This is a genomic window from Pseudoteredinibacter isoporae (genome assembly GCF_011602085.1).
Taxonomy (GTDB): Bacteria; Pseudomonadota; Gammaproteobacteria; order Pseudomonadales; family Cellvibrionaceae; genus Pseudoteredinibacter; species Pseudoteredinibacter isoporae.
Window position 1 is genome coordinate 1,417,216 of sequence record NZ_JAAONY010000002.1, and the last position, 26,320, is coordinate 1,443,535.

Genomic DNA, 26,320 nt, shown 5'->3' on the forward strand with positions numbered 1-26,320 from the left:
ACGCAAGAAATAGAGAGGATCAGTAGAGGACATGAAAGAACATGGTATAGAAGCGATGAAAAAGCGGTGAAAGCCATCAACAAGACAGGCAACGTTTCATTCGATCCTGAAGACGATCGATATCCACAGGCTTCGAGAGGTAATCATTAGCCCCGGCTTGCAAACATTTTTCCCGGTCACCCTTCATCGCATTAGCCGTAAGCGCAATGATAGGAAGATCTTCAAGCTCCTTTGAAACGCGAATACGACGCGTCGCCTCGTAACCATCCATTTGGGGCATCATAATATCCATCAGAACCAGCTCTATGTCGTCTTCCTCTTCAAGCAGCCTCAGGGCTTCTTCACCTCCCGGAGCCAAATGAACAACGACGCCCTTCTTGCGCAGCACTTTAGCCAGCGCAAAGGTATTACGCATGTCGTCATCCACCAGCAGAACCACTCGCCCCTCAAGACCACTGGCGCCATTCGAGCCTTCATTGTCAGATGGCATGGAATCAAAAGATGAAACAGGCGATTCAGGACATGCTTCAGCTTGGGAACGCTTTTGCTCCTGCTCGATTTCATTGCTTCGGCAGACCAGGCTGGCAAAGGTCTGGACTTCGTCGAGCATACGCTGGGCGGAGTCATCGGATTTGATCACGATCTGCTGAGTGAATCTCCCCAGTTTATCTTGCTCTTCGATACTCAGATCCTGGGCGGTGTACACAATGACGGGAGGCAATACGGTGGACTCATCCCCTTCAAGCTGCAAGAGCAAATCAAAACCGTTGGTATCGGGCAAGCCCAGATCCAGAATAACACCATCAAAAGATTCACTCCGTAGTAAATTCACCGCCTCGCGACCAGAACGGGCCTGGCGCAAACAAACGCCTTCCATTTTTAATAGGCGGGTTAGCGCCAGGAAAGTGGCGTGATCATCTTCCACCACTAACATCGTCAGGGCATTTCGTTGCGGGTTTACCAAGCGGTCAATAACGTTTTTGATACTGCTTACGGACAAGGGCTTTAAAGATTTGCCCACCGCGCCCATGATTTGCAAATCCGACAAGCCGTCCATCGCCGTGAACACATGCACAGGCAGGTCCTGAGTGGCCGCATTGGATTTCAATGCCGCCAGAACGTCGCAACCATCAATTCCGGGTAACATGTAATCCAGAATCACGCCCTGAACCGGGAACTGTTCAGCCAGCGCAATACCCGCTTCACCGTCCTCCGCAATAATGGCCTGGCAATGTTGTTGATGGCAGACATCCAGCAACATAGTTGAAAAGCTGTCGTCATCTTCCACGATTAGCAATAGGGGTTTTGAGGGATCGAGAACGTAGCGATCGTCCTTGTGGCCGTCCTTGATATGGTTCATGTTGTCTTTCTGACTATCGTGTTCCTGCGTGATCATGTTGTTTTCCGAAGCAGGCGGTTCGTTCATCGGAATATCCAGAGTGAAACAGCTGCCCTGATTCATCACACTGCTTACAGAAATATCTCCATCAAGAACCTGGGCCAGCTTGCGCGCAATCGACAAACCCAGACCGGTCCCTCCATACACTCGACTGATGGAACCATCGACCTGCTGGAACGCCTGAAAAATATTCTGCAATTTGTCTTCTGGTATACCGATCCCGGTATCTTCCACAGAAAAGTGCAAATGGGCTTGCCCGTTTTTCTTGTCGGAACAACGTAAACCGAGAGCGACAGACCCCGAGTCGGTAAACTTAATGGCATTGCCGATCAGATTGATCAGGATTTGATTCAATTTAGCGCCATCGGTTTGAACGTGTGAGGGCACATCAGGATCGGCCGCAAGAATAAAATCGCAGCCTTTCTCCTTTGCCATATGTTCGAAACGACTTTGTATGGAGAGCAACATATCTTCGATGCTGATCGTTTCAATGTTCAGCTGCATTTTTCCCGATTCAACTTTTGAGATATCCAGGATGTCATTTATCAAACCGAGTAAATGCTTGCCACTCTCGTAGATCACAGTTGCCGATTCCACCTCATCATCCGCAAGATGCCCCTCTTCATTGTCCACCAGAGAGCGGGCAAGAATCAGCAGGCTGTTCAATGGTGTTCTCAACTCATGGGACATATTGGCCAAAAACTCGGATTTGTATTGGCTGGCAGCCTCCAACTCGCGAGCCTGACGTTCGGTTTCCTCTTTGGCCACCCGCAGCTCTTCCTGTTGACGTCGCAGCTCCTCGGCATCTGCCTGGCTCTGCTCCAGCATGTTTTGAACCTGCAAGCGCTGTTCCGCCGCAATCAGCGCCAGACAAATACTTTCAGAAGAGTATTCCATCAACTCTGTCGCACGGGTATGCGCGCCACCCAACCAGGCCAGTTCAACGACCGCAATAATTTGACCATGATACAAAAGCGGAATAATCATCAGAGAATTGGCAGCGGTCTTCTGACTGCCTGAGCGAATCATAATCCGAACTGAGTCTTCACCATCGGCATTGATCGCAATCACTTTTTTATCCTGCAAAGCCTGTCCAATCAGCCCCTGTTGCGCGGACAGGGTTGGCGCCAACTCCGGCGCTTCACCCATGCCATAATGACTAAGCAATTCCAAATGATCCGCCATGCAGCCATACAGTGTTCCGGCCTGCGCATTCAATTGTTCGGCCAGCACTCGAATAACATGTTTGGCAAGCAACTGACTCGATTGATCGGCGCTGAGCACTTCAGACAACTTGGTCATGCTGTCCTTGTACCAAAGATCCGCTTCTACAGAACTGATGGTCTCTCGCAAATGAGCGAGCATCGCATTCAAAGCTCGTCCCAATTGCGCCAACTCATACCAACGGGAATTGGGAACGGTCTGCGCCAAATCTCCGAGGGTAATTTTTCGGGCTGCTATGACCATTCGGTTAATCGGCTGAATAATGGCTTGGGAAAGAAAGAAACCCGCCAAGCCGACAAAAACAATCGCAACCGCCAACAGCAGAAGAATGTCTCGACGGTGGGCGTGCAGCTGGCTATACGCTTCCTCAGCATCAATTTTCACGACCATTCCGATACCGGCAGATTCAATGGGATGCCAGGCCGCCAACACCGGACGCTGCCGATAATCAAAAGAAGGCTCCACGCCACTTCGGCCGGCCAACGCTTCGCGGACCGGCTTGGCCCACTGCCCATTCAACTCAATGCGTTTTTTATAACTCGCGCCTTCTACATGCCGAAGAGGCGCCATCAGCAAGGCACTGCCTTCGTGCAGTTTGGCAAAGACAATTTCACCCGATTCACCAATGCCGGTATAGTCCCGGGCTATATTGATCAATTCTCGATTATCAAACTGCTTTACAATGATAGCGGCGACATTGGGGCCCGACATAATGGGCGCGGCTATGTAAAAACTGAATCGGCCGGGTTCATCAACATCTTCGACAAAAGGTGACATCACTGGCTCAAAGGAATTCAGAGCGCGATCAAACAGATGTTGCAACCCCCCGCCATGATATCGCCCTTCATAGAGGCTTTGCCCCACGGCATCACGATGTTGATCCTGGTACAGAATCACACCGTTCACATCAATCAAATAGAAACCATGAAAACCATCCGCTGATTTTATTTCGCGCACAATATTGCCCACAATTCGACTACTCGTTGAAGGCATGGGCTCAACACTGTCCTTCCGATCCGTTTCCTGGCGCAAATCAGCGATGCTCCTTTTTAGCACCGCTGAGCGTGAGATTATTCGAATTCTCTGGCGTTGCTGCTGCTCAAAATCCTGCCAGCGGGTCAGCTTATGATCGGCAATTGCCGAGAGGGAATTGCCCACCTCTTTATGAATGATTGAGGTATAAACTGCATTGCTGATGTACACCATGGCCCCTAAGGGAAGAACTGCAATCAGGAAAAAGGCGAGAATCAAAGCCACTTTCAATCTATTCATATCGACTACACTCTGGCGTGACAGGAGATTTAACGGACTCAGTTTTGATCGATCAGCTCTTGGGACTCGTGAGCATAGGACGCCGTAATGTACATCTTCAATTCATCACTGCTGATGGCCTGACTGAAATAGAAACCTTGCACATAGTCGCAACCGATATCCCGTAAAAACTCATATTGCTCTTTGGACTCGACCCCGGTCGCGATAACCTTCATATCAAAAATGTGAGCGATGGCCATCACTGCCCGTACGATTTTGTCCTGCCCTTGATTGCCAGGAAGTTCCTTGATCAGGGTTCGATCAATCTTTAATTGAGAGGCCAGATTGTTTTTCAGGTAATTCAATGCCGTCACGTCGGCACCGACATTGTCCACCGACACACCAATACCGGAATCTTTCAGGTTTTCGAGTTGCTCTTTGACGGAATCAAAAGGCCGGGAAATAATTTTCTCTTTGACTTCAAGCCCCAGAAATTCATTCAGCTCATCCAGCGAGACCGATTTTCCGATAGCGGCCAGAACCGGACTGAGAAAGTCGTTTACGTTGCCACTGAAACCATTCTCGCTGATTTGAGCCGTTGTGACGTTCACCATAACTTTGACTTTATGTCGGGTTTCATTCCACCACTGAAGAGAATCCGAGAGAGCCTTACCAATTACCCAATCACCAATCCGGTCGATAACACCACTGGACTCTGCAACCGGCACAAAGGTCACCGGTTCGATGAGCCCCAGCTCTGGATGCCGCCAGCGCAACAAGGCTTCCGCCGCAACCACATCAAGGGTTCGGGTACAGTGAATGGGTTGATAGAGCAGGAATAATTCTTGTTGATCAATGGCCTTTTCCAGAAGACCCGACATGGCTTTGTACTCTTTTTCACTTTCGGTCTGCCCTTCGACCACAAAGCGAAAACAGTTTTTACCGGCTTCTTTTGCTCGGTACATGGCGCCGTCAGCTGATTTGATCAAGCTTGTCGCATCGTCACCATCTTCCGGGTACATCGCCACCCCCAGGCTGATGCTCAATTCCAGTTTGTGGTACAACCACTGCATGGGCTTCGCGCAGCTTGAAATAATGGATTGCAATTTGGGAACGATACAATCGCGATCCTGAACATCGGTCATCAGAATCACAAATTCATCGCCGCCAAAACGAGCGACGGTATCTGTGGGCCGCATCATATTCTTGAGGCGACTGGCGATCTCCTTTAAAACGTAATCTCCCGCCTCATGACCATAGATGTCGTTGACGGGCTTAAAACCATCAAGATCCAGAAACAGAACCGAAAGCTTTCCACCATAGCGGTCCACGCGGGACTTTCCCTGATTCAGGTTGTCCAGCAACTGGCTTCGATTGGGCAAGCTCGTCAACATATCGTGTTTGGCGAGGTGGCGAATCTTTTGCTCCGCCTCGCGGCGGTTTTTCACTTCTTGCTGTAGGCGGGAATTAATTCGCCACATTTTGATGAAGATGCTGATTTTCGCCAATAAAATCTCGGAATCGATGGGCTTGTGAATATAGTCCACACCTCCGGATTGGTAACCCTGAAGTTCATTCTCCTCATCGCGGGCCACAGCGGTCAAAAAGATAATAGGAATGTTACTTGTGCGTTTTTCCTGACGCAGCAAACTGGCCACCTCATAACCGTTCATTTCCGGCATTTGAACATCCAGAAGCACCAGAGCGATGTTCGACTCCGTCAGAGCCAGTTGCAAAGCCTGGTTTCCACAGGAAGCCTCCAGCACTTCGACATCATGCCGACGCAGGAGCTTGCGAATGGCCAGTCGATTGGCTGCGACATCATCAGTGACGAGAATTTTGGGCGTCGGTTCCATTAACACCTCTCCGTGTATTGTTCAGACAGGAAGGATTCGAAGTCTTCTGCTGGCATGGGCCTGCCGACATGAAACCCTTGCATCAGGTCACAATTGACTTGTTTTAGAAAGGTCCATTGCGCTTCTGACTCTACCCCTTCCGCAATCACTTTGAGGTTCAAGCCATGAGCCATTGCAACAATCGCCGTAACGAGAGTGGCGTTCTCACGATCTTCGGGCAAACCCTGAATAAAAGATTTGTCGATTTTTACCGTATTCACCGGACACCGTTTCAGATAACTGAGTGAAGAGTATCCCGTACCAAAATCATCAATGGACAACTCAAAACCCAGTTTGCGAATATCATTCAACTGTTGACGAATCCGCTCACTGTCACTCAGCAACAGGCGTTCGGTAATCTCCAGTTCCAGCCGAGGAGCTTCATTGTCATTCAAACGTTGACTGTCATCGTAAATCCGTTTTACCTCTGCAAATAAACGCGAATCATGAAACTGATTGACTGATACGTTCACGGCCAGGGACAGTTCATTGAAAAATTTCGCCCGCCAGCGTTTTGAATAAAACTCCGCACGCCTCAACACCCACAAGCCGATGGTATTGATTTGCCCACTGGTTTCTGCAATTTCGACGAAGTGCTCCGGATCAACCCAACCCAGCTCCTGATCATGCCAACGTAATAAGGCCTCGGCTGAAACCAGCTCGCCCGATTCAACATCGACAATCGGCTGGAACCATAGTTGTAATTGCTCCTCTTCCACCGCTTTGTGCAGCAGCAATTCGACATGCAGCTTTTCCTGTGTGCAGCGATTTATATCGTCATTGAAAAAATGATAATTACCAGGCCCCAACTCCTTGGCTCGATACATGGCCGATTCAGCATTTTGAATAGCGGCTTGTGGATCGTCATTGAGATCATCCCCGAGACTGATGCCCACACAAGAGGACATGCGAACGACCTGCTCATCAATATCAATAGGTTCTTCGATAAGTGCCAGAATTCGAGTCGCCATGGTCGCAGCCGCATTCACATCATTAATGCCCTGGGAAATAATCAGAAATTCGTCACTGCCAACGCGAGCGACGGTATCACCGGCGCGAACGATGCCTTTCAGGCGGGAACTGATTGTCACCAGCACGCGATCCCCGGCATCATGCCCCAGGGTTTCATTGATTCGCCGCAGACCATCAACATCAATAAAAAACAGAGGGCATATCGCTAATGTCTCCTGATCAGTTCTATCGGCCAGGGAAAAGGCTTGATTGATTCGATCAAGCGCCAGGATTCGGTTGGGCAGATCCGTTACGTCATCAAAATTGGCCTGCTTTAACAGACGTTTTTCATAGTCATGACGTACCGTCGTATCCTCTTCAATACAAAGAAAATTGGTGATATTTCCCGCTGCATCATAAAGGGGGGATATAGTGGTAAAAGACCAATAGAAGTTGCCATCCCGTTTGCAGTTGTGGAGTTCACCACACCAGGATTGTCCGGAATCAATGGAATGTTCGATCGCCTGCTCGGCACTTTCCGGGTTGTAACCGGACTGGTGAAATCGTAGCGGCTTACCCAAGACCTCATGGGTTGAATACCCCGTTAAACGGGTAAACGTCGGGTTTACAAATTCGATCTGCGCCGAGGCATCAGCGATAATAACGGAAGCCGGGCTTTGCTTGACAGCCTCGGACAGCTTACGAAGGCTTTGCTCCGCTTTTGCCCGTTCGCCCATTTCGATTTTCAGTTGTTTGTAGTTTTCTTTTAACTGTCGATTCAGGCTTTCCAGTTTTTGCTTCTGTTCGTGCAGTTGCAAAAAAACCTTTACCTTTGATGTGAGAATGTCTTGTTCAACCGGCTTTTCTATATAGTCTACTGCGCCCGAAATATAACCCAGCATTTCATGACGCTCATCCCGATACGCCGCCGTAACAAAAATAATAGGGACACAACGACTGCGCTCTTCATAGCGCAGAAGCTCGGCCACTTCATAGCCATTCATATTTGGCATATTGATATCAAGCAAAATCAACGCAACATTGTCGTGTTTGAGCATCATCATCAGGGTTTCATCCCCTGAGGACGCTTCGATGATATCCGCATCAACCGTTTTCAATATCTGACGCATCGCAATACGGTTGGCCAACATATCGTCCGTTACCAGAATTGCCGGACGTGGTAATGCTGCATTCACTAGACACCCTTCTATGTCCATCACCCAGAGCACATTTACAACCTTTTTCTCTCTGAGCTTTAAACCAAAATCGTTTTAAGTGCTTCACTGCTAACGCTGCCACAGCAATAAAAATCGACAGTTTTTTAGACACCTTAATTTGAAGACTAGCCCAGCCATCGCTGAATGCAATTTCGCCTTGGCGGAAATACAAAGAAGCGTGAACCGTTGAATTTTTTGGTTGACCCGGCTGGTGATTTGCCACGAAAATGGACATCTCAATGAGCTTGAAGCCAACAGAGTTTTCACGCTTGATCGCCAAAGACCAGACACTGAATTTCCTACAACCCAAGACGGCACCTACATGACAAGCATCGACCCCAGCTGGACAGTGTCCAGCCGCCAGGCTCTGCTCTTTATGCAACTGGCCGACAGTTTGGAGATTTCTCGGCAAACTCTGATTGCCGATTGCGATCTGGACCCCCTGTGGCTGGAAAACCCTGACTTTAGAATGCCTGTTGCGGCTATTTATAAACTTGCCCGCCGCTTGGCCGAACTCAGTCATAACGAAGATATTGGGTTGCTGGTGGGGCGTGTCAGCTACCTGAATCTGGTGTCCTTGATTCTGTACCTGCCGAGAATCTGTGACAATCTTCGACAATGGTTAAACATGATGCCCAGCGTGATGGAAATGCAGGGCGATATTGGCGAGTCCATTGTGATTCGCGAGGGAGAAAGTATTCGTACCCAGTGGAACCCTCTGCTGAACAATGATGAGAGCGGCCGCTATTTTGCGGACATGATTCTCAGCTCTTCGGTTTCGCTGTTGCAGTCGGTTTGCATTCACCCTGTCACCATTGAAAAAGCGTACTTCGCTTACCCTGAACCCGAGAACATCGAGCTACATAAAAAAATTTTTGGCGAGCAACTGTTTTTCGAACAGGATTTCAGCGGTCTTTTCTTTAATATTGAGGCCTTGGATTACCCTCTGGTTAAACCCCTAGATTCCGATTCCTTAAACCTGCATGAAAATATTCTGGCTACGGTTGATAAAGACAGTGGTGATGGCTTTCTTCGACAAATGCGCCGTTCTATTGTTAAAGCGTTGCCCAGTGGCGCCATGAGCATTGACAGTGTGGCCGAGGAACTCAGCATCTCTCGCCGCACCCTGCAACGCCGCCTGGCGGAGCGCAACACTCATTTCCTTAACGAGGTGCAGGATCTTCGTTCCGCCATTGCTACGCGCTTGCTGAAAGATCAACAGATGGGCATTACCGAGATTGCCTTTCTGCTGGGTTATGCCGACTCTTCCTCGTTTTCCACAGCGTTTAAAAGCTGGCACGGCTGCTCCCCCAAGGACTACGTACAACAGTTGGAAGAAGCCCCCTGAGCAACCACGTCAAACGGCAATGAAATAGCTCTTTTTCACCCCATCGCTGGATTGGCACCTATGCCAAGTTGTCTGGCACCAATTCCAATGCAAGGCCCCAGCTCGCCCTCTAAGATTCAAAGTCTCTACGCCCGAAGGGCTAATGATCCCTTCCCAGGCACGACTTGGATAATCAACGGAGAAGAGCATGTCCCTAGACTTCGACAGCGCACGCCTGCACAACCCGAACCTAACCGAAGACCACGAAGCCTGGCGCAGTCAGTTGCGTAAATTCCTCGATACGGAAGTCGCACCCTATTTTGACGACTGGGACGAAGCCGGCAAGATTCCCGACGAAATGTGGAAGAAAGCCGCTGACATAGGCCTTTTACAACTGGGCTATCCGGAGGAATACGGCGGTATCAGCGAAGGTATTGATCTCTACCACGGCCAGATTGTAAACGAGGAATTGGGCCGCATTGGCTCCGCTGGCGGCATTGCCAGCACCCTGCTGGTTCACGGTATCGGCCTGCCGCCGGTAGTGAACTTCTCACAGGAACACATCAAACAAGACGTTGTGCCCAAGGTGCTGAGTGGCGAGAAGCGTATCTCCCTTGGCATTACCGAACCCGGAGGCGGTTCGGATGTGGCCAACATCAAAACCACCGCCCGCCGCGAAGGCGATTACTACATTGTGAACGGCAGTAAGACCTTTATCTCTGGCGGCATGGGAGCGGACTGGATCAGCACAGCTGTGCGCACCGGTGATGAAGGCCCGATGGGCGTTTCCATGTTGCTGGTACCCACCCATTTAGAGGGCGTGAGTCGTACCCCCTTGGACCGCAAACAGGGTTGGTGGTGTTCCGATACCGCAACCATTTACTACGATAATGTCAAAGTGCCTGCGGATCATTTGATCGGCGAGGAAGGCCATGGCTTTCTGGTCATCATGAACAATTTCAACAGCGAACGCATGGCGATGATCGTCAATATGGAAGCCTGTGCGCGGTGCTGTCTGGACGAAGCGGTAAGCTGGGCAAAGGATCGCATGACGTTTGGCAAGCCTTTGTCTAAACATCAGGTGATTCGTCATAAAATTTCCGAGATGAAACAGCGTATCAATGCCACCCAAGCCTATATTCAGTTCGTGACCCGCGAACTGATGGAAGGCCGCGGTGACTTCGGCGATATCGCCCTGCTCAAAGTTCAGGCCAGTGAAACCATGGAATTCTGCGCCAAAGAAGCCAGCCAGATTTTAGGCGGTGCCTCGTATTTGCGCGGCTGCAAAACCGAGCGCATTTATCGTGAAGTTCGAGTGAATGCTATTGGTGGTGGCTCGGAAGAAATCATGCGCGACCTCGCGTCCCGTCAATATCAGCTGTAAGTGACTTAATTGGAGAACCTTATGCAAACCGATGCAAATTCCCTGGCGGCTTTTCGCGCCGAAGTCTCCCAGTGGCTAACAGAAAACATTCCGGCTGATCCCGGCTTTCTGTTGCCCCAGTCTTTTATGGAAGTGGGCAGCGAAGAGCAGCTGGAGTTTCTGATTGCCTGGCAGAAAAAAGTATATGAAGCTGGCTATCTGGGCATGGCATGGCCAAAAGAATACGGTGGCGGTGGTATGCCGCAGGTTTATCAAAATATCGTTGATGAAGAATTGATGAACCACAAAGCACCCATCATTTTTAATGTCATCGGTCTTGGCTGGGCTGGCCCGCTGATTCTGGACATGGGTACCGAAGAAGAAAAGCAGAAATACATCAAAGGCATTTTGACTGCCGATGATATCTGGTGCCAGGGCTTTTCCGAACCGGACCACGGTTCCGACCTTGGAAACGCCCAAACTCGTGCGGTGCGTGATGGCGATGATTACATTATCAACGGCAGCAAGATCTGGACGACTTTCGGTAACTACGCCAAGTATATGATTTTGCTGGCACGCACCAATCCGGATGCGCCGAGCAAGTACGCGGGTCTGTCGTTCTTCTTATCTCCCATGCACGCCGATGGCATCAGCACCAGCCCAATCCAAAAAATTACCGGTGAATACGGCTTCTGCCAAACTTTTTTCGACGATGCACGTATCCCAGCGTCCTGCTTAATGGGTGAAGAAAACCAGGGCTGGAAAGTGGCAATGCGAACCCTGGAATACGAACGCAGCGTGCATGGTGGTCAGGCAAGTACCTACAAGTTTCTGCCCATCGCCATGGCCGATCTGCTGAACACCTGTCGTACCATCGAGCGTGATGGCCAAGCACTGCTGGAAGACCCCGTAGTCCAAGATCAACTGGTGCAGTTTTTGATTGAAGAAAAATCCCTGGCACTGATGAAGGTGCGTGGTGACATTCCGGAACTGTGCACTGACTACCCCTTCTCCCTGGCACTCAGCGGAAAACTGGTGGCCACTGAACTGTTCCGTCGAGCACGACAATATGCCGTCAGCTTACAAGGCGGCAAAGGCGGCCTGTATGTCGGCGACGACACGGCTATTGAAGGTGGTGTATGGCAACGCGGTTACTTCAATAATTTCTCCGCAACCATTGGCGGCGGCACCAGCCAGGTGCAGGCCAACATTATCGCCGAGCACGCACTCGGTTTGCCAAAGTAAGGAGTCCAGCATGACGTTTATTAATATTGAAGCCAATACCGACATGCGCTTCAGCGAAGACCAGCAAATGATCCAGGAAGCCGCACGCGGTTTTTGCCAGGACAAATCCGATATCGAAACCGTTCGCAAACTGCTGTCCAGCGAAACCGGATATCAGAATGAAGTCTGGCAGGAAATGGTAGAACTGGGCTGGCTGGGCATGTGCATTGACGAAAACTACGGCGGCTCCGGTTTGGGCCTTGACTGTTTGATGCCCATTGCTGAAAGTATGGGACGCCAGTTGTTGGCCACCCCGTTCTTCTGCAGCACTCTGGCAGCACAACTCATTCAACGCGCTGGCAATGAGTCACAAAAAGCGCGCTACCTTCCAATGATTGCCAGCGGTACGGTGGCAACTCTGGCCTTGCTGGATAACGAAGACTGGGGCGCAAGCAAAAGCCAGTGCACACTGAACAGCGACCGTCAGATCAATGGCCGAAAGCAACTGGTAGAAGCTGCCGATCAAGCGGAAATTTTTCTTGTTCTATACCAGCAAGGAGAACAGCAACGCCTTGTTATTCTGGAACGCGAACAGCTCAGTGACTCTGCCATCAAGACACACACATTGATCGACGAAACGAAACGCGCGGGCATTGTTGAGCTAAACCATATCAACATTCGCGAGGATCAGTTGCTAAGCGATTCCGCAAGCGCCGCTTTGAATGACGTCAAACTTCTGGGCGCGTTGCTGACGGCGTCCGAATCGGTAGGTGCAACCGCTGCCTGCCTGAACTTAACCGTGGAGTATCTCAATACTCGCAAGCAGTTTGGAAAACTGATTGGTTCTTATCAGTCATTGAAACACCCAACCGTTGACATGCTGAACATGATGGAAGGCGCTCGTTCCCAGGTTTATCACGCAGCTACTTTATTGGCAGACAGCCAAGGGGAAATGACTCGCGATGCAGAAATTGCCTGCCGCATGTCCAAGGCAACGGCAAACGATGCCCTGCTGTTTGCAGGCGATCGAGCGGTTCAATTCCACGGCGGCATGGGTTTCACCTATGAGTGCGATGCTCAACTGTATATTCGCCGTGCCCAGTGGAGCCAGCAACAATACGGCGATTCAGCCCATCACCGCAAGCGCCTTGCTCCGCTTCTGTTAGCATAAGCCATGCTCAACACCCCAAAAGGCCAGTGTTTACTGGCCTTTTGGGGAATCAGGATATCCAATACGGGCTGTTAACTGTTGGTCGCCCAACCACCAGCAAAAGGCACCGCCTGACCGACAATATGAGTATTTTGTTCGGAAGCTAAAAAAGCCATCAGATTGGCGGTTTCCTGGGCCTCCGCACAACGTCTTGTGGCAACCTGTTTCAGCTCTTCCTGAAAACGCGGGTCTTCTCGTTTTTCCCTGGGGTAGTAATCTTCGTTTTCCACATAGTTTTGCGCAATGGCATTGAACTGCACGCCCGCTCTTGCCAACTCGCTGCCGGCCGAACGTACAAAAGCGTTTTGCGCGCCGCGCACGGCGGAATAGGCACTGGCCCCGTAAATCGCTCGCAGAGGTGCCGCACTGGTAATTGCAACAATCTTTCCCTGACCTTTGGCTTTCATTTGCCCGGCGAAAGCGCGCACAACCCTGATAAACGGGTGCAAGATGTCATCACAGAGACCAAACCATTCTTCATCGGCAATATTTTCGACTTTATTGGGACGCGGATTTGCACCAAAGTTGGCAATCAATATATCGGTATCGCCGGCTTCGGCAAGCAGCTTAGCGATAGCTTGGGGGCTATCCAAAGCTTCGCTCCAGGCCAGTACATCCGCCCCCTCAGCTCGAAAATGTTCCACCGCTATTGGCCCCATATAATTATCGCAATCGGTGACCACTACCCGCTTATTGGTAAATTCATTTTGTTTCATGGTTATCTTTTCGTATTGAACCTGTTAGCTATTGCCCATATAAATAGATCTATGGAACGTTCAGGAGACCGCCAGCCAATGATTACTAGCGTTGATCGTCGCTCAAACAGCCTGCCAAGAGCCCTATTGTTCAGTGTGCTCTTCTCGGCGGCGCTCCTTGCTGGTTTCGGGATCTGCCAGCTACTTGATATTAACATGCCCGAACTGGGGATTTACCCAAGGAAAACTGACAGCTTTTGGGGCATTTTTCTCGTGCCCTTGTTGCACGGCTCCTGGTCCCATGTGATCAACAATGTTTCTGCACTGCTGTTGTTAATGGCTGGATTGTATCTGGGTTATCCCCGCAGTCGCTGGTATGCCCTCGCCGTCATCTGGATTGGTTCCGGTATACTCACCTGGTTTTTTGCCCGGGACAGTTACCACTTTGGCGCCAGCGGAATCAGTCATGGCCTGTTTTTCTATTTGCTCTTGATTGGCCTGTTGCGGCGAGACAAACGCTCCACCGCTTTGTTGATGATCGCGTTCTTTTTGTACGGGGGTATGCTGATGAGCATTTTTCCGGGCGAACCGGGAATTTCCTACGAACTGCATTTGTTTGGCGCATTAATGGGTGTGCTGATGGCATTTTTAATGCGTCATCGCGACCCACTGCCTGAACGCAAACGCTATTCCTGGGAAGATGAAGACGATAGTGATCTCGATGAAGATCCCTATTGGCTCGCTGAACAAGATGACAGCAAAAAGCCCTAAGCAAACCAATAGTGTTCGGTTGAGGTGAGTGAGCCTGTGCCTATAAACCCAACTCACTTAATAGTGCATCGCTGTCGTTGGCATTTGCTGCACTGATAGAAGCAACGTCAGCGGAATCACTTTGGTTTTGATGCCCGGCAATGACCGCATCAGGGTCATGGGCATCGCTGGCGCTGTAGTCAGCGGTTGCAACAAACTCCGTGTCATCCATCGAGTATTCGAGATAAAAGGTGTTGTTGTTATTGGTGTAAAACGCCACGCGTTTGGTGATGGGTGTTTGCAAGCCTGCATCGATGGAAATGGTCAACTGACGACCCGATGTCAGCACCTTCGGCTGACTCTGATCCACACAACTTTGCAAGCGCATATTAACCTTGTTGATAAAGTCGCCCACCACCTGATTCATCAGCTCACCAACAATATCGGAAACTTCATCGGAGGTGTACTGCACAGCAAGGCTGGATTCGTCCATACCCATGCTGAGCATGTAATCCTGATAAATTTCCATCGCAGCATCGGCACTGAAATTCAGCACCACCAAACCGGTAAAGCCGCCCTCAAAGACCACAAAGCCGGAAATGTCCGGTTTCAAGCTGGTCGTTTGAATGGATTGAATCATCTGGGCATGACGGATTGGCTTATGACAGGCCGTTGAGAGCACGTTGGACACAGAGCCACATAACTCCAGTAAGATATCTTCTGGGCCGACAACAATTGTGGCCGCTTCTTGGTTATTGGCTTCGATCAAACTGCTCATACACGTTCCTTTGGGTACTGTTTACTCTTTTCACCACTGCTTCTAACACAGCTCTATCGGCTGATTGAGCAAAGAGTTGACCCACACTTTTGATTGAATTTTCCTCCTAAGCATAGTCGGCAGACCCGGTTTTGCCAGCACTCACAAACCCAGCAACCATTGCTTTACCGCATTTACCGCCAAATCTTCTCCAAAGCGTTTGGGGCGAACCACAAAATAACGCTCCTCACAGGGAAGGGATTCCTCACAAGCGAGCACTAACTTACCCTCCTGAATTTCCGCCGCAACAAAATAGTCCGGCAGGATAGCCAGGCCAAGGCCTTCGGCCGCCACCTGCTCAATCAAACTGAAACTCTGCAAGCGCGAGCCTGGCAAGGCATCGATCTCATGTTCCGCCAGACCAGCAGCTTTCAACCAGGCGCCACTGGAGGATGGCTTGGAGGTGTGATGCAGCAAGGGGAAGCGCAAGGCATCACGACGTTGTGTGATCTGGCCAAATTGCTGCAATAAGGCGGGGGCGCAAACCGCCACCAAGGTATCTTCCATCAGGAATTCCGCCTCCAGATCCGGCCAGCTCCCCAAACCATAAAGAATGGCGATGTCATAACTATCCGCTTCGTGATACAGCGTTTCCATGTCCGTCAGAAGCTCGATATCCAGCTCTGGATGACGCTGTTTGAAGGCAGCCAATCGGGGCACCAGCCAGCGGCTGGCAATGGCAGGCTCGACCCCAAGGCGTATTCGCCCGGAGACCTTGCCCTGTAACTTCTGGGAAGCATTATGCAATCGGCGCAACAGCTCACGAACTTCCTCCCAGTAGGCCCTGCCGCGCTCGGTGAGGAATAGACGCTGCTTTTCCCGCCGAAATAATTGCACCTCCAAACCAGCCTCCAGGCCAGCAATTTGGCGGCTAACCGCACTTTGGGTCATATTCAGGCGCTGACTGGCCCGGGTCACACTGAGCAATTCTGCAACGGCGTCAAAACACTGTAATGCCTGTGTGCTAGGTAGATACTTGGCCATAGACTTAATGATTTTTAGGAATGAACTATGGAGAATAAATCGTTATCCAAAGCCTGCCAAGGCTTCTATGCTTAAGTTCTGACAATCAGCATGGTGTGCCCAGGACAAGGGGGCGACATAAGCGAAACGAGCAATAGGGGAAAAGCAATGAATTCAGCTATTCAAACCGGTGGGGTATTACTGGCTAAATTGATGGAAGCCTATGGCATTGATACCGCTTTTGGCATTCCTGGCACCCATACCATTGAATTGTACCGTGGCCTGCCCCAAACCAGTATTCGCCACGTCACCCCTCGCCACGAACAGGGTGCCGGCTTTATGGCCGACGGCTATGCCCGCGTCTCTGGTCGACCCGCAGCCTGTGTGACCGTTTCCGGCCCCGGCGCCTTGAACATCGCCACCGCAATGGGCCAGGCCCTGCAGGATTCCGTCCCCATGCTGGTGATCTCCGCAGACAACAATCGCCACGAAAAAGGTCTTGGCGAAGGCCGCCTGCATGAGACCACAGATCTGCAACGCGCTATGGAGCAAAGCAGCGTGTGGGCACATACGGTCTCGCGAGTTGATGAGCTGCCGATGATTCTTGCGCGAGCTTTTGCGATTTTTCACAGCCAGCGACCCGGCCCGGTTCACCTGTCTATGCCGCTGGATGTGATCACAGCAGACGCCAGCCACGTTACGGCAGAAACCTGGCCTCTGCCAAGCCGACCCAGCGCAAACCATGCCGCTATCTCAGAAGCTGCCCAACTTTTATCACAAGCGAAAAAACCGGTTCTGGCCTTGGGCGGTGGCGCTGCAGATGCCGCTGAACTTGCACTTGCTCTGGCAGAAAAACTCGACGCGCCGACAACATTAACTCACAACGCCAAAGGCATTCTGCCCCCCGAGCACCCGTTACTGATTAACAGCAGCCCCAGTTATGAAGCCGTGCGCGAACTCTACCAGGAAGCGGATGTTATTTTGGGCATTGGCACGGAGTTCAGCGAAACCGATTATGACTTTTTCTTCGACGGCGGTTTCGCCCTTGGCGGAAAATTGATTCGTATCGATATCGACAGCACTCAACTTTGTCGCAATGCTCGCCCGGATATTGCCATTCAATCTGACAGTGCAGCGGCCATTGCCGCTCTTTTGCCGGAACTGGAATTTACCGCACGCGCTGGCGCACAGCGCAGCCAGAACATCCGCGAAAAGCTGGCCCCAACGGTGGACGCAAATTATCAGGCATTTTTAGACGCCTTGTTTGAGGCCCTGCCGGAAGCGGCGATTCTGGGTGACTCAACCCAACCCGCTTATTTTGCGGCCGCACAATTGCAATCACGCAGCCCCCGTCGTTTTGCTTCAGCCGCAACCGGCTATGGCACACTGGGTTACGCCTTGCCGGCTGCCTTTGGGGCCAAACTGGCCAAACCTGAGCTTCCGGTTATCAGTTTAATTGGCGATGGCGGCCTACAATTCACCATCAATGAATTGTCGACGGCCGTTGAAGCCCAACTTCCGGTAGCCGTCGTTGTCTGGAACAACCAGCGCTATGAAATGATTGCCCAGAACTTTGAAACCGCCGGCATGGAACCTATCGCCTGCGATATCCATACCCCGGATTTTCTCGGTATCGCCAAAGCCTATGGCTGTCGCGCGGCTCGCGCCGAAAATCTTCAGCAACTTGTCGAGCTGCTGAGCGAACATACAGAACACGCTTTACCGACTGTCATTGAAGTACGTGAAGTCGACTTTTTAACGCAATAGTTTGAACCCGATAACTGTTAACCCGATAACCTTCAACCCAAATACATAAGAGATTAAGAGCGCATAGCCATGACATTTAATGCCCAAATCAGCCAACTGTCCCAGCGTCTAATCGAGGAATCTTCCGGCGTGTGGGCCGTACACGATCAGGCCTGTGAACAATTTGCCAATGGAGAAGATGTTTACCTGCTTTCTGTGGGCGACCCAGACCTGGCCACCCTGCCATCCACCATTCGCGCTACCATCGACAGCTTGGAAAAAGGTCGCACTCACTACGCTCCAGGCATGGGGGAAAAGCACTTGCGCCAGATTATTTCCGACATTGAAATTAAATCATCTGGCAAGCACTGCGACCCGAGCAATGTTGTTATCTTTCCGGGCGCAACCAATGCTATCTACACCGTTATGGCTTGTCTGCTCAACGCGGGTGAAGATGTAATTGTCGCTGAACCGATGTACGTTGGTTACGAAGGTATTTTCAAGGCACTTAACGTTAATGTGGTTCCAGTTGAACTGGATGTCGAAAATCATTTTGAACTGGACGTTGATCGCGTCAAAGCCGCCGTTACCGAAAAAACTCGCGTCGTATTTATCAACACACCGGGCAACCCGGCCGGCAATATGATCAGCGAACAGCAACTGAGAGATCTGGCTGATTTCTGTTTGGAAAACAACCTCTGGCTGGTGTGCGATGAAGTGTACTCTATGATTACCTTCGATGAAGCCCACACTTCCCTGCGCAAAGCGGCGGCAAAGCTGGACAATGTGGTTATTATTGATGGTCTGTCGAAGTCCCACGCCATGACGGGCTGGCGCCTGGGCTGGACCGTGGCCAGCACTCAATTTTCCCAGCGCTTGCTGGATTTCACATCCTCCACCATCTTCGGTTGCTGTCAGTTTGTGCAAGATGCTGCCGCCTTTGCCCTGACCAATGACGAAGAATATATCCAGGGCGTTCGAGAAGAGTATCGCCAACGTCGCAACTACGTTTGCGAGCGCGTAAACAGCATCCCGGGTATTTCCTGCCAAGTGCCCAAAGCTGGCATGTTTGTGATGATCAAAGTCGATGAACTGGCGGAAAACGGATTGCGTTTCGCAGAAGATTTATTAAAGAAAGAAAAAGTTTCTGTATTGCCAGGCATTGGCTTTGGCCAGAGCACAACGAATTATGTTCGTGTATCACTCGCTCAGCCAATCAATGTATTGAAACCGGCTTTCGATCGCATTGAGCGTTACGCAAAGAAACTCCTGGGCTAATTGATTGCCGATTGGGGTGTCAGCGACAAACAAGCAATTGGAGTGCAGGAAGCCTGCACTCCATATGAATCCTCCTATCGGAGATCAGGCAGCAACTCGGCCATCAATTCCAGAGTCGACACACCCAGCTTTTTGGAACGCTCTGGAGACCAGCCCTCTTGAGGGTCGGGAATGTTGGCATTGTCCTTAAAGGGCATTTCGATGGTGAACGCTAAACAATCGAAACGCTGACCCACCTGATTACAGGCGATTCGAAGGTCGGCTTTGCCTGGCTCGTCTTTGTCATAGCCATAAACGGATTGAAAATCGGGATTGATTTCCTGATAGCGACGACGGAAGCGCTCTTCCAGCTCCTGCAGACGCAAAGAATAACCCGGGTTACCTTCACAGCCTGCGGTAAAAACATAAGGCAACTCTTCATCGCCGTGAATGTCCAGGAACATGTCAACGCCAATTTTATCCATGGCATTACGTACCATTAAAACTTCAGGGCTGCTTTCCTCGCTCGGGTCCTGCCAGGCGCGGTTCAAATCAGTGCCGGCACCATTGGTGCGCAGATTACCCGCCCATGAACCGTCCGGATTCATATTGACGACAAAATAAATATCCGCTCCGGCCAACAGTGCTTCGCTGTTTGGCAGCGTGAACAGTTTTTTCAACAAGCCTTCCATAAACCATTCGGCCATGGTTTCACCGGGATGCTGGCGCGCGATCAGCCAAAGCTTACGTTTTTGCGCAGAACTTTCGCCGGCGGAGAATTTAAACAGCTCAACGCTGTGGCCATCTACCGTCGTGCAACGATCAATCTGCTCACAACGGTCGTGCTCATCAATAAAGCTCAACAGTTGTTGGTGGCGGGCTTTATCGTAAGGTGCAAAATAGGAGTAATACACCTGATCCTGTTCCGGCATATGCTGCCAGATAAGCTTGCCATCTTTATACTCCGCAGGCACACGGAACCAGGATTCACGATCGTAGGAAGCTACCACATTGTAGCCATCCCAAGCATCGCTATAGGACGCTTTTTCAGCGTTATCCAGACTAAATCCCAGCTGTTGCCCTGCCTGGGTATTTACGGAAAAGTAAAACCACTGAAAATAATCAGCGGCGATATCACGACGAATCTCCAGACGAATCTCCTCTGGGTGATTTGCGTCTTTAACAACAATATTGCCACCATCAAAATCACTGGCAATGGAAACGGCTGTATTCATAGTCTTCTCACCTAGTTTAGAACTGCTCTAAGGTCTTATTCTGGCGCTTATTATTGCACCTCTGTGTGTAGTGTTTACTTACTCTGCGAACGGCGCACAGTTAAACAAATAATGCCCAATAAAAAAAGCCCGGCTAGAGCTTAGCCGGGCGGAAGATGCTTCGGCGTTACAGCCGTTGCGGGAGATAGCAAAAACGTTTACCCAAACCAGCCGGGCTTCAGTCTTCCGAAATCGACATCAGAGAAGCGTTACCGCCAGCTGCGGTGGTATCCGTGGTAATGGTTTTCTCGACCAATAAACGCTGCTCAAAGAAAGGGTCACAGGCCTGAATCTGGGGCAGAATTGCACCTTCACGCTGCGCCAACACACCTTGCAAGCGAACGCTGAACGCAGGTAACACAACCCCTGCCAAGGCCGGCACGGACAGAACCGATGCCATTTCCTGATCATTGACCGCTCGAATCAAATCAGTCGGAATTTCAGCTTGCTTGGCAAAAACGTTCAGGTGTTGGAACAACTCCTGGTCGTCACTCTGCAGGTGCACCAGTAAACCGTTACCGGCTAACAAGGCCGACATCAGTGGTGCGAAAAACTGGCAATAAGTTTGCCCTTCTGCTTTCGTCGCCAACAACACACCACGGGCGTCATACCCCAGCAGATTGCTTTCCCCGGTGGGTCCAGGCAAACATTTTACTGCTGAGAATTTCTCATCCATGCTTTGCAGGAGGTCCTGACTGTTCTCAAGCATGGATTCCAGATTTGGCAGAGATTCGAGATTGGCCATATTGGCCAGCAAACGGCGCAATCGATTCAAACGCGCATCAAAACCAAGGCTGTTCCACTGGGCCTGGGCCTTCGCAACCAAAGCAAAAGCTTGTTCCGCCTCAGTGGACTGATTGATTTCAGGGATGTGCAAATCAATAGGCGTTGAGACGCTCTTCGCCATCACCAGTGCTTGCAAATAGGCTGGACCACCAGCCTTTGGACCGGTTCCGGATAAACCGCGCCCGCCAAAGGGCTGAACCCCAACAACCGCACCAATAATATTGCGATTGATGTAGACATTACCCACCTTGGCTTGCAGAGCCACCTTGTCGCACACAGCTTCGATACGGCTGTGGACACCCAATGTCAAACCAAAGCCTGCACGATTAATCTGTGCAATCACATCATCCAATTCATTCGCTTTAAAGCGAACCACATGAACAACCGGCCCAAACACTTCCTCATGCAACAGATCAAGGCTGTTTAACTCGTAGAGGTGTGGCGCAAAGTAATTACCTTCTGGCAAATCAGAAGACACCGGGCAAGCAAAGTGCAGGCGAGCCTGGGCGTTCGGCATCTCTGCCAGACGGGTTTGGTGAGTTTGAAGTCGCGCCAAGGCCGCACCATCGATCACCGGACCAACATCGGTACTGAGCCACTGCGGATCACCAACATGCAGTTCTGCCATGGCGCCTTTGATCATAGTAATTACTTTGTCCGCGATATCTTCCTGCAGAAACAAAACTCGCAATGCCGAGCAACGCTGACCAGCCGACTGGAAGCCCGAAGACATTACATCGTCGACAACCTGCTCTGGCAAGGCTGTGGAATCCACAATAATCGCGTTTTGACCACCGGTTTCGGCAACCAGAGGAATGGCATTATCTTCACGGGCAGCCAAAGTCTGATTAATCCATTGGCCAGTTGCCGTTGAGCCGGTAAACATTACGGCGCGAATTCGCGCATCCGGTACCAACTGCTCACCGACGGGTTTGCCAGGGCCAATAATCAACTGCAACGCATCGGCTGGTAGCCCTTTTTCACGCCACAGTTCAATGCAGCGAAGGGCCACTAAGCTGGTTTGCTCCGCTGGCTTGGCCAAAACCGTGTTCCCCGTGACAAGAGCGGCGGCAACTTGGCCCAGGAAAATAGCCAATGGAAAGTTCCACGGACTGATACACAAAACCACACCTCGGGATTGCACATCATAATCCGCAAACAAGTGTTCTGCCTGGCGGGCATAGTAACGACAAAAATCCACCGCTTCGCGAATTTCAGCAACGGCATCGGGAACCGACTTGCCCGCTTCTTTCACGCACAACGCAAGAAACTCATCACGATGTTGCTCCAGCGCATCGGCCATAACATTCAGCAATGCAGCACGCTCAGATACAGCGCGGCCTTCCCATGCCGATTGGGCTGACTCAACTTGCTGTAGTTTGGCTTCAACACTGTCGGCATTGTCAAAACGCAGGCGTGCTATTGTTTCCGAATGGTTCGCCGGGTTCACAACCGCATGATCTCCATCCTGAGTACCTGCGGAATCCAACCATTTTGAGACCAAAGCCTCCAGAGCGGCTTTAGCAGGCTCGGTGTGATTGCAGTCTGTCAGATCAAAGCCAGTTGAATTTTTACGCGGTTGTGAAAATTCATTTTCAAAAATATCTTCAGGAAGCGGAATAACCGAATTGCTTTTCTCTTTCCAGGATTCGACGGTCGCAAAGGGATCTTCCAACAAGGACTCAACGGGAATCGATTCATCTACAATGTTGTTCACAAAAGAACTGTTGGCTCCGTTTTCGAGCAAACGGCGCACCAGGTACGCCAGCAAATCGGCGTGCTCGCCAACAGGCGCATAGATGCGACAGCTAATGCCCTCATCCGCCACCATGTTTTCGTAAAGCGCTTCGCCCATACCGTGCAAACGCTGAAATTCAAAACCTTTTCGCTCGCTATCCATGGCGAGAATGCTGGCAACGCTATAAGCATTATGCGTGGCAAACTGTGGGAACACGCAATCTCTTGCGGCCAGCAGTTTCTGGGCGCAAACCTGATAACTGACATCCGTAGAAGCTTTGCGGGTAAAGACCGGATAACCGTCCAGCCCTTCTTCCTGGCTCCATTTGATTTCGGAATCCCAATAGGCCCCCTTCACCAAGCGCACCATAATACGACGACCGCCCTTACGAGCGAGGCCGATAATCCAATCGATTACCAAGTGGGCACGCTTCTGGTACGCCTGAATGGCCAGACCAAAGCCTTCCCAACCAGCCAGGTCTTCATCTAAGTAAACCGCTTCGATAATGTCGAAAGAGAGATCCAGACGATCAGCCTCTTCAGCATCGACGGTAAAGCCAATGTCATAACGCTTGGCCGCAAGCGCCAGTTCTTTCAGACGCGGGACCAATTCATCCATCACACGCTGACGATGGGAAAATTCATAACGAGGGTGAATCGCGGACAGTTTTACCGATATACCCGGACTTTCTTCGGGGCCAGCGTTAGCCGCCGCCTTTCCGATCGCTTCGATAGCATCCATATAACTTTGGAAATAACGTTGCGCATCGGCATCGGTTCGCGCACCTTCACCCAACATATCATAGGAATAGCGATAACCTTTGGCCTCTTCTTCCGCAGCACGTTTTAAGGCCTGTATAATCGTGGTGCCCAGAACAAACTGAGTACCCATAATTTGCATTGCGTACCGAACCGCACGGCGAATAACAGGCTCACCTACACGACCCATGGTTTGTTTGAGAATGCCAAAGTTACGACGTTTGCTGTCGTCGCTGTAGCTCACCATTTTCCCGGTCAGCAACAAACCCCAGGCAGAAGCGTTCACAAATAAAGAGTCCGAGTTACCCAAATGGGAATCCCAGTCACCGGCTGATAACTTGTCGCGAATCAAACGATCCATGGTGTCCTTATCGGGCACACGCAACAAAGCTTCGGCCAGACACATCAGAACAATGCCTTCATCGGTCGACAGGGAAAACTCCTGCAACAGCGCATCGACGCCACCTTTACCTTCCTGCTCTTTACGAATATGCAGAATAAGATCACGGGCTTTTTGCCAGATTTTCGCACGAGAGATGGCATCCACCTCGTCTTGAGCCAACAGGTTTTCAACCACTTGGTTCTCGTCCAGGCGATAAGCATCGCGTATTTGTTGGCGCAGATTACTCTGGGCGCTGTGATTCTCTGGATATAGCATTGAGGCTCCAAATACCAAAATTCGAATATTCGGCATTATAGAGATTCAACCTCAGAATTAGATTGCAAATAAGGCAATTAAATAGCACAATATTTTGAACTGCATAAAGTATGCGGAATTATAGTCTTTATTAGAATTCGAGATTAACGCCTGAAAACAAGATAATCCCTTAGGATTTATGTACTTAGACCTATTGCCGAGCCTTGATCTATGAGCCGTAAATTAAAGAGTGAAAAACCATTTAAGCCAGATCGCACTGACCTGGTTATTTTGAATACCCTTCAAAAGGAAGGTCGTATTTCCAATGTGGAACTGGCCAACCGCGTACACTTGAGCCCCAGCCCTTGCCTCGAGCGCGTTAGAAGATTGGAAGCCGAAGGTTATATTCGCAGCTATGGTGCCAAGCTTGATGCCACTATGCTCGATCTGGCGATGGTGGCCTATGTGCAAGTTACTCTGGATCGCACGACAGGAGATGTCTTTGACAACTTTAAACAGGCGGTCGTGACGCTTCCCCAGGTTGCTGAATGCGATATGGTCGCTGGCGGTTTCGACTATTTGGTAAAACTCCGCATGAAAGATATGGAGTCCTATCGCGATGTACTGGGCAAGCTGGTCGACCTACCGGGTGTTGCGCAAACTCATACCTACATCGTGATTGAAAGTGTGAAAGAAGATGTCGGTTTACCCATCGGCGGCAAGGGATAAACAATAGGGTAAGAAAAACAACGCCCTTATGACAGTTGCGCCCGCAAGGATTGACTGAGCGGGTGCGGCTGCCAATAGTATTGCTGCTGTATATAGTCACTTCCCCAACGCTTAACATAGCCATGCAACTCATCAACAATGGGCTGCAACGCTATTTTGCCCTGCCGATACGCATCCATACGCGCAAGCAAACCTTGCCGCACGTCCGCATCAAGCTCATTTTTGATATACCCCATCATATGCATCAAGGCGTTTACTTCGCCACCTTTACTCGACCTGGTGTTTATGGCTGCCATAAAATCAAAGCGATAACTTTCGATCTGCTCGGCAACGTTTTCAGCGTTGCGCTTTGCCAATAAACGGCCCAACTTTTTATAGGCCGGCACACTGTGGGCCATCAAGAGATATTTATAGCGCCCGTGAAATTTCAGTAGGTCGGCAAAGGACTGACGGCTAACAACATCGCGCAAACGCTGACAGGCGAACACAGCACTGAGAAAGTGGTCCAATCTTCGAGGCTCCTGCAGATCGCATTCCTGCGCAAGGGGTAAGTAGGCGTACCTTTGCTTAAGTTCCGCCGCAAAAACACCATCCAGGTATTGCTGCTGTTCTGAAGCAAAAGATCCATGTAAGGGCGCAGAACCCAAGGCGCAACTGGGTGAGCGCTGCATAAAAACATAGCCATCCAACGTACCCGCCTCAGCGAGAAACGTTTCACAGCCTTCGATCAGCATTGGTTTTAAATCTTTGGACACATCCAGTTCGACAGACTGGCCTGGATTGAATTTGAGCCGGGTCTCGTCACCGTCTTGATAAAGACCAATGGTCGGGCGAGGCACGCCCATGCCTGCGTTCAGCTCGGGACAAAAACCTTGCCAGCACAATAGCGTTGAAAGCCGCGTCTGAAGCAAGTCCGAAGCCTTGTCCCCACCATCATAACGAACCGCCTCACCCAGCAGACAGGCGCTGACACCCACCCTTGGAACACCACCTGGATCCCACTTGTGCTTTCTGACTTTCAATCCAAGACGGTCGGAATTTTCCAATGAACCCATACCTTATACAGAACAAACAATAAAAACCGCATGAACACGCTGATTTAATGCCTA

18 protein-coding genes are annotated in these 26,320 nt (G+C 50.6%); 8 read left to right on the forward strand and 10 right to left on the reverse strand.

From position 1 onward, the window contains the following. Positions 1 to 76: 76 nt before the first annotated feature. The 4 genes from G8768_RS21175 to G8768_RS14705 are packed head-to-tail and all read right to left on the reverse strand — an operon-like array spanning position 77 to position 8,217. Positions 77 to 3,895 carry a response regulator gene (locus G8768_RS21175; protein ID WP_166845421.1) on the reverse strand — a complete coding sequence of 1,273 codons (3,819 nt, stop codon included), beginning with the start codon at positions 3,893 to 3,895 and terminating at the stop codon, positions 77 to 79. A gap of 38 nt (positions 3,896 to 3,933) precedes the next feature. Next, positions 3,934 to 5,730, reverse strand: a complete 1,797-nt coding sequence (locus G8768_RS14695) for a putative bifunctional diguanylate cyclase/phosphodiesterase (RefSeq protein WP_166845419.1) — start codon at positions 5,728 to 5,730, stop codon at positions 3,934 to 3,936. Continuing rightward, a complete protein-coding gene (locus G8768_RS14700) occupies positions 5,730 to 7,916 on the reverse strand; it encodes an EAL domain-containing protein (protein ID WP_166845417.1) in 2,187 nt (728 codons plus the stop codon). Before G8768_RS14700 ends, G8768_RS14695 begins: the two co-directional genes overlap by 1 nt. Beyond that, on the reverse strand, positions 7,825 to 8,217 hold the full coding sequence (locus tag G8768_RS14705) for a hypothetical protein (RefSeq protein ID WP_166845415.1): 393 nt from the start codon (positions 8,215 to 8,217) through the stop codon (positions 7,825 to 7,827). The genes G8768_RS14700 and G8768_RS14705 overlap by 92 nt, the downstream gene beginning before the upstream one ends. A gap of 42 nt (positions 8,218 to 8,259) precedes the next feature. Between G8768_RS14705 and G8768_RS14710 the strand changes: the two genes are divergently transcribed. The 4 genes from G8768_RS14710 to G8768_RS14725 all read left to right on the forward strand — a co-directional run bounded on the left by G8768_RS14710 (position 8,260) and on the right by G8768_RS14725 (position 13,022). Further along, positions 8,260 to 9,285, forward strand: coding sequence for an AraC family transcriptional regulator (locus G8768_RS14710; protein WP_166845413.1), 1,026 nt, complete (start codon positions 8,260 to 8,262; stop codon positions 9,283 to 9,285). Between the two features lie 187 nt (positions 9,286 to 9,472). Further along, positions 9,473 to 10,648, forward strand: coding sequence for an acyl-CoA dehydrogenase family protein (locus G8768_RS14715; RefSeq protein WP_166845411.1), 1,176 nt, complete (start codon positions 9,473 to 9,475; stop codon positions 10,646 to 10,648). A gap of 21 nt (positions 10,649 to 10,669) precedes the next feature. Continuing rightward, positions 10,670 to 11,872 (forward strand): acyl-CoA dehydrogenase family protein, encoded by a 1,203-nt coding sequence (locus G8768_RS14720; protein WP_166845409.1) that lies wholly within the window; start codon positions 10,670 to 10,672, stop codon positions 11,870 to 11,872. Between the two features lie 10 nt (positions 11,873 to 11,882). Next, positions 11,883 to 13,022 (forward strand): acyl-CoA dehydrogenase family protein, encoded by a 1,140-nt coding sequence (locus G8768_RS14725; protein WP_243749503.1) that lies wholly within the window; start codon positions 11,883 to 11,885, stop codon positions 13,020 to 13,022. Between the two features lie 71 nt (positions 13,023 to 13,093). Here the strand turns inward: G8768_RS14725 and G8768_RS14730 are convergent, their stop codons facing one another. Continuing rightward, complete coding sequence (locus G8768_RS14730; protein WP_166845407.1) at positions 13,094 to 13,777, reverse strand: SDR family oxidoreductase; 684 nt, start codon at positions 13,775 to 13,777, stop codon at positions 13,094 to 13,096. Between the two features lie 78 nt (positions 13,778 to 13,855). Here G8768_RS14730 and G8768_RS14735 point away from each other — a divergent pair, with 78 nt between their 5' ends. Next, positions 13,856 to 14,527 carry a rhomboid family intramembrane serine protease gene (locus G8768_RS14735; protein WP_208020185.1) on the forward strand — a complete coding sequence of 224 codons (672 nt, stop codon included), beginning with the start codon at positions 13,856 to 13,858 and terminating at the stop codon, positions 14,525 to 14,527. A gap of 40 nt (positions 14,528 to 14,567) precedes the next feature. Here the strand turns inward: G8768_RS14735 and G8768_RS14740 are convergent, their stop codons facing one another. Continuing rightward, on the reverse strand, positions 14,568 to 15,284 hold the full coding sequence (locus G8768_RS14740) for a DUF3334 family protein (RefSeq protein ID WP_166845405.1): 717 nt from the start codon (positions 15,282 to 15,284) through the stop codon (positions 14,568 to 14,570). Positions 15,285 to 15,425: 141 nt separating this feature from the next. Continuing rightward, complete coding sequence (locus tag G8768_RS14745; RefSeq protein ID WP_166845403.1) at positions 15,426 to 16,307, reverse strand: LysR substrate-binding domain-containing protein; 882 nt, start codon at positions 16,305 to 16,307, stop codon at positions 15,426 to 15,428. 147 nt (positions 16,308 to 16,454) lie between these two features. Between G8768_RS14745 and G8768_RS14750 the strand changes: the two genes are divergently transcribed. Both G8768_RS14750 and G8768_RS14755 read left to right on the forward strand, forming a co-directional pair. Beyond that, the gene (locus G8768_RS14750) at positions 16,455 to 18,053 is read left to right on the forward strand and encodes a 5-guanidino-2-oxopentanoate decarboxylase (protein ID WP_166845402.1); all 1,599 of its coding nucleotides are present in this window, start codon (positions 16,455 to 16,457) and stop codon (positions 18,051 to 18,053) included. 69 nt (positions 18,054 to 18,122) lie between these two features. Continuing rightward, positions 18,123 to 19,310, forward strand: a complete 1,188-nt coding sequence (locus tag G8768_RS14755) for a pyridoxal phosphate-dependent aminotransferase (RefSeq protein ID WP_166845400.1) — start codon at positions 18,123 to 18,125, stop codon at positions 19,308 to 19,310. A 74-nt stretch (positions 19,311 to 19,384) separates the two neighbouring features. Here the strand turns inward: G8768_RS14755 and G8768_RS14760 are convergent, their stop codons facing one another. Continuing rightward, positions 19,385 to 20,524, reverse strand: coding sequence for a M14 family metallopeptidase (locus tag G8768_RS14760; RefSeq protein WP_166845398.1), 1,140 nt, complete (start codon positions 20,522 to 20,524; stop codon positions 19,385 to 19,387). Between the two features lie 217 nt (positions 20,525 to 20,741). After that, the gene (putA, locus tag G8768_RS14765; protein ID WP_166845396.1) at positions 20,742 to 24,503 is read right to left on the reverse strand and encodes a bifunctional proline dehydrogenase/L-glutamate gamma-semialdehyde dehydrogenase PutA; all 3,762 of its coding nucleotides are present in this window, start codon (positions 24,501 to 24,503) and stop codon (positions 20,742 to 20,744) included. 210 nt (positions 24,504 to 24,713) lie between these two features. Here putA and G8768_RS14770 point away from each other — a divergent pair, with 210 nt between their 5' ends. Then, positions 24,714 to 25,211, forward strand: coding sequence for a winged helix-turn-helix transcriptional regulator (locus G8768_RS14770; protein WP_166845394.1), 498 nt, complete (start codon positions 24,714 to 24,716; stop codon positions 25,209 to 25,211). A 26-nt stretch (positions 25,212 to 25,237) separates the two neighbouring features. Here G8768_RS14770 and G8768_RS14775 read toward each other — a convergent pair whose 3' ends face one another. Further along, on the reverse strand, positions 25,238 to 26,257 hold the full coding sequence (locus G8768_RS14775; RefSeq protein ID WP_166845393.1) for a DUF523 and DUF1722 domain-containing protein: 1,020 nt from the start codon (positions 26,255 to 26,257) through the stop codon (positions 25,238 to 25,240). Between the last annotated feature and the right edge of the window lie 63 nt (positions 26,258 to 26,320).

Excerpts from the sequence above, each read along its gene's own strand:
- G8768_RS21175 (WP_166845421.1), bottom strand. The coding sequence starts at position 3,895 with ATGAATAGATTGAAAGTGGCTTTGATTCTCGCCTTTTTCCTGATTGCA.
- G8768_RS14695 (WP_166845419.1), bottom strand. The coding sequence starts at position 5,730 with ATGGAACCGACGCCCAAAATTCTCGTCACTGATGATGTCGCAGCCAAT.
- G8768_RS14710 (WP_166845413.1), top strand. The coding sequence starts at position 8,260 with ATGACAAGCATCGACCCCAGCTGGACAGTGTCCAGCCGCCAGGCTCTG.
- G8768_RS14715 (WP_166845411.1), top strand. The coding sequence starts at position 9,473 with ATGTCCCTAGACTTCGACAGCGCACGCCTGCACAACCCGAACCTAACC.
- G8768_RS14720 (WP_166845409.1), top strand. The coding sequence starts at position 10,670 with ATGCAAACCGATGCAAATTCCCTGGCGGCTTTTCGCGCCGAAGTCTCC.
- G8768_RS14725 (WP_243749503.1), top strand. The coding sequence starts at position 11,883 with ATGACGTTTATTAATATTGAAGCCAATACCGACATGCGCTTCAGCGAA.
- G8768_RS14730 (WP_166845407.1), bottom strand. The coding sequence starts at position 13,777 with ATGAAACAAAATGAATTTACCAATAAGCGGGTAGTGGTCACCGATTGC.
- G8768_RS14735 (WP_208020185.1), top strand. The coding sequence starts at position 13,856 with ATGATTACTAGCGTTGATCGTCGCTCAAACAGCCTGCCAAGAGCCCTA.
- G8768_RS14740 (WP_166845405.1), bottom strand. The coding sequence starts at position 15,284 with ATGAGCAGTTTGATCGAAGCCAATAACCAAGAAGCGGCCACAATTGTT.
- G8768_RS14745 (WP_166845403.1), bottom strand. The coding sequence starts at position 16,307 with ATGGCCAAGTATCTACCTAGCACACAGGCATTACAGTGTTTTGACGCC.
- G8768_RS14750 (WP_166845402.1), top strand. The coding sequence starts at position 16,455 with ATGAATTCAGCTATTCAAACCGGTGGGGTATTACTGGCTAAATTGATG.
- G8768_RS14755 (WP_166845400.1), top strand. The coding sequence starts at position 18,123 with ATGACATTTAATGCCCAAATCAGCCAACTGTCCCAGCGTCTAATCGAG.
- G8768_RS14760 (WP_166845398.1), bottom strand. The coding sequence starts at position 20,524 with ATGAATACAGCCGTTTCCATTGCCAGTGATTTTGATGGTGGCAATATT.
- putA (WP_166845396.1), bottom strand. The coding sequence starts at position 24,503 with ATGCTATATCCAGAGAATCACAGCGCCCAGAGTAATCTGCGCCAACAA.
- G8768_RS14770 (WP_166845394.1), top strand. The coding sequence starts at position 24,714 with ATGAGCCGTAAATTAAAGAGTGAAAAACCATTTAAGCCAGATCGCACT.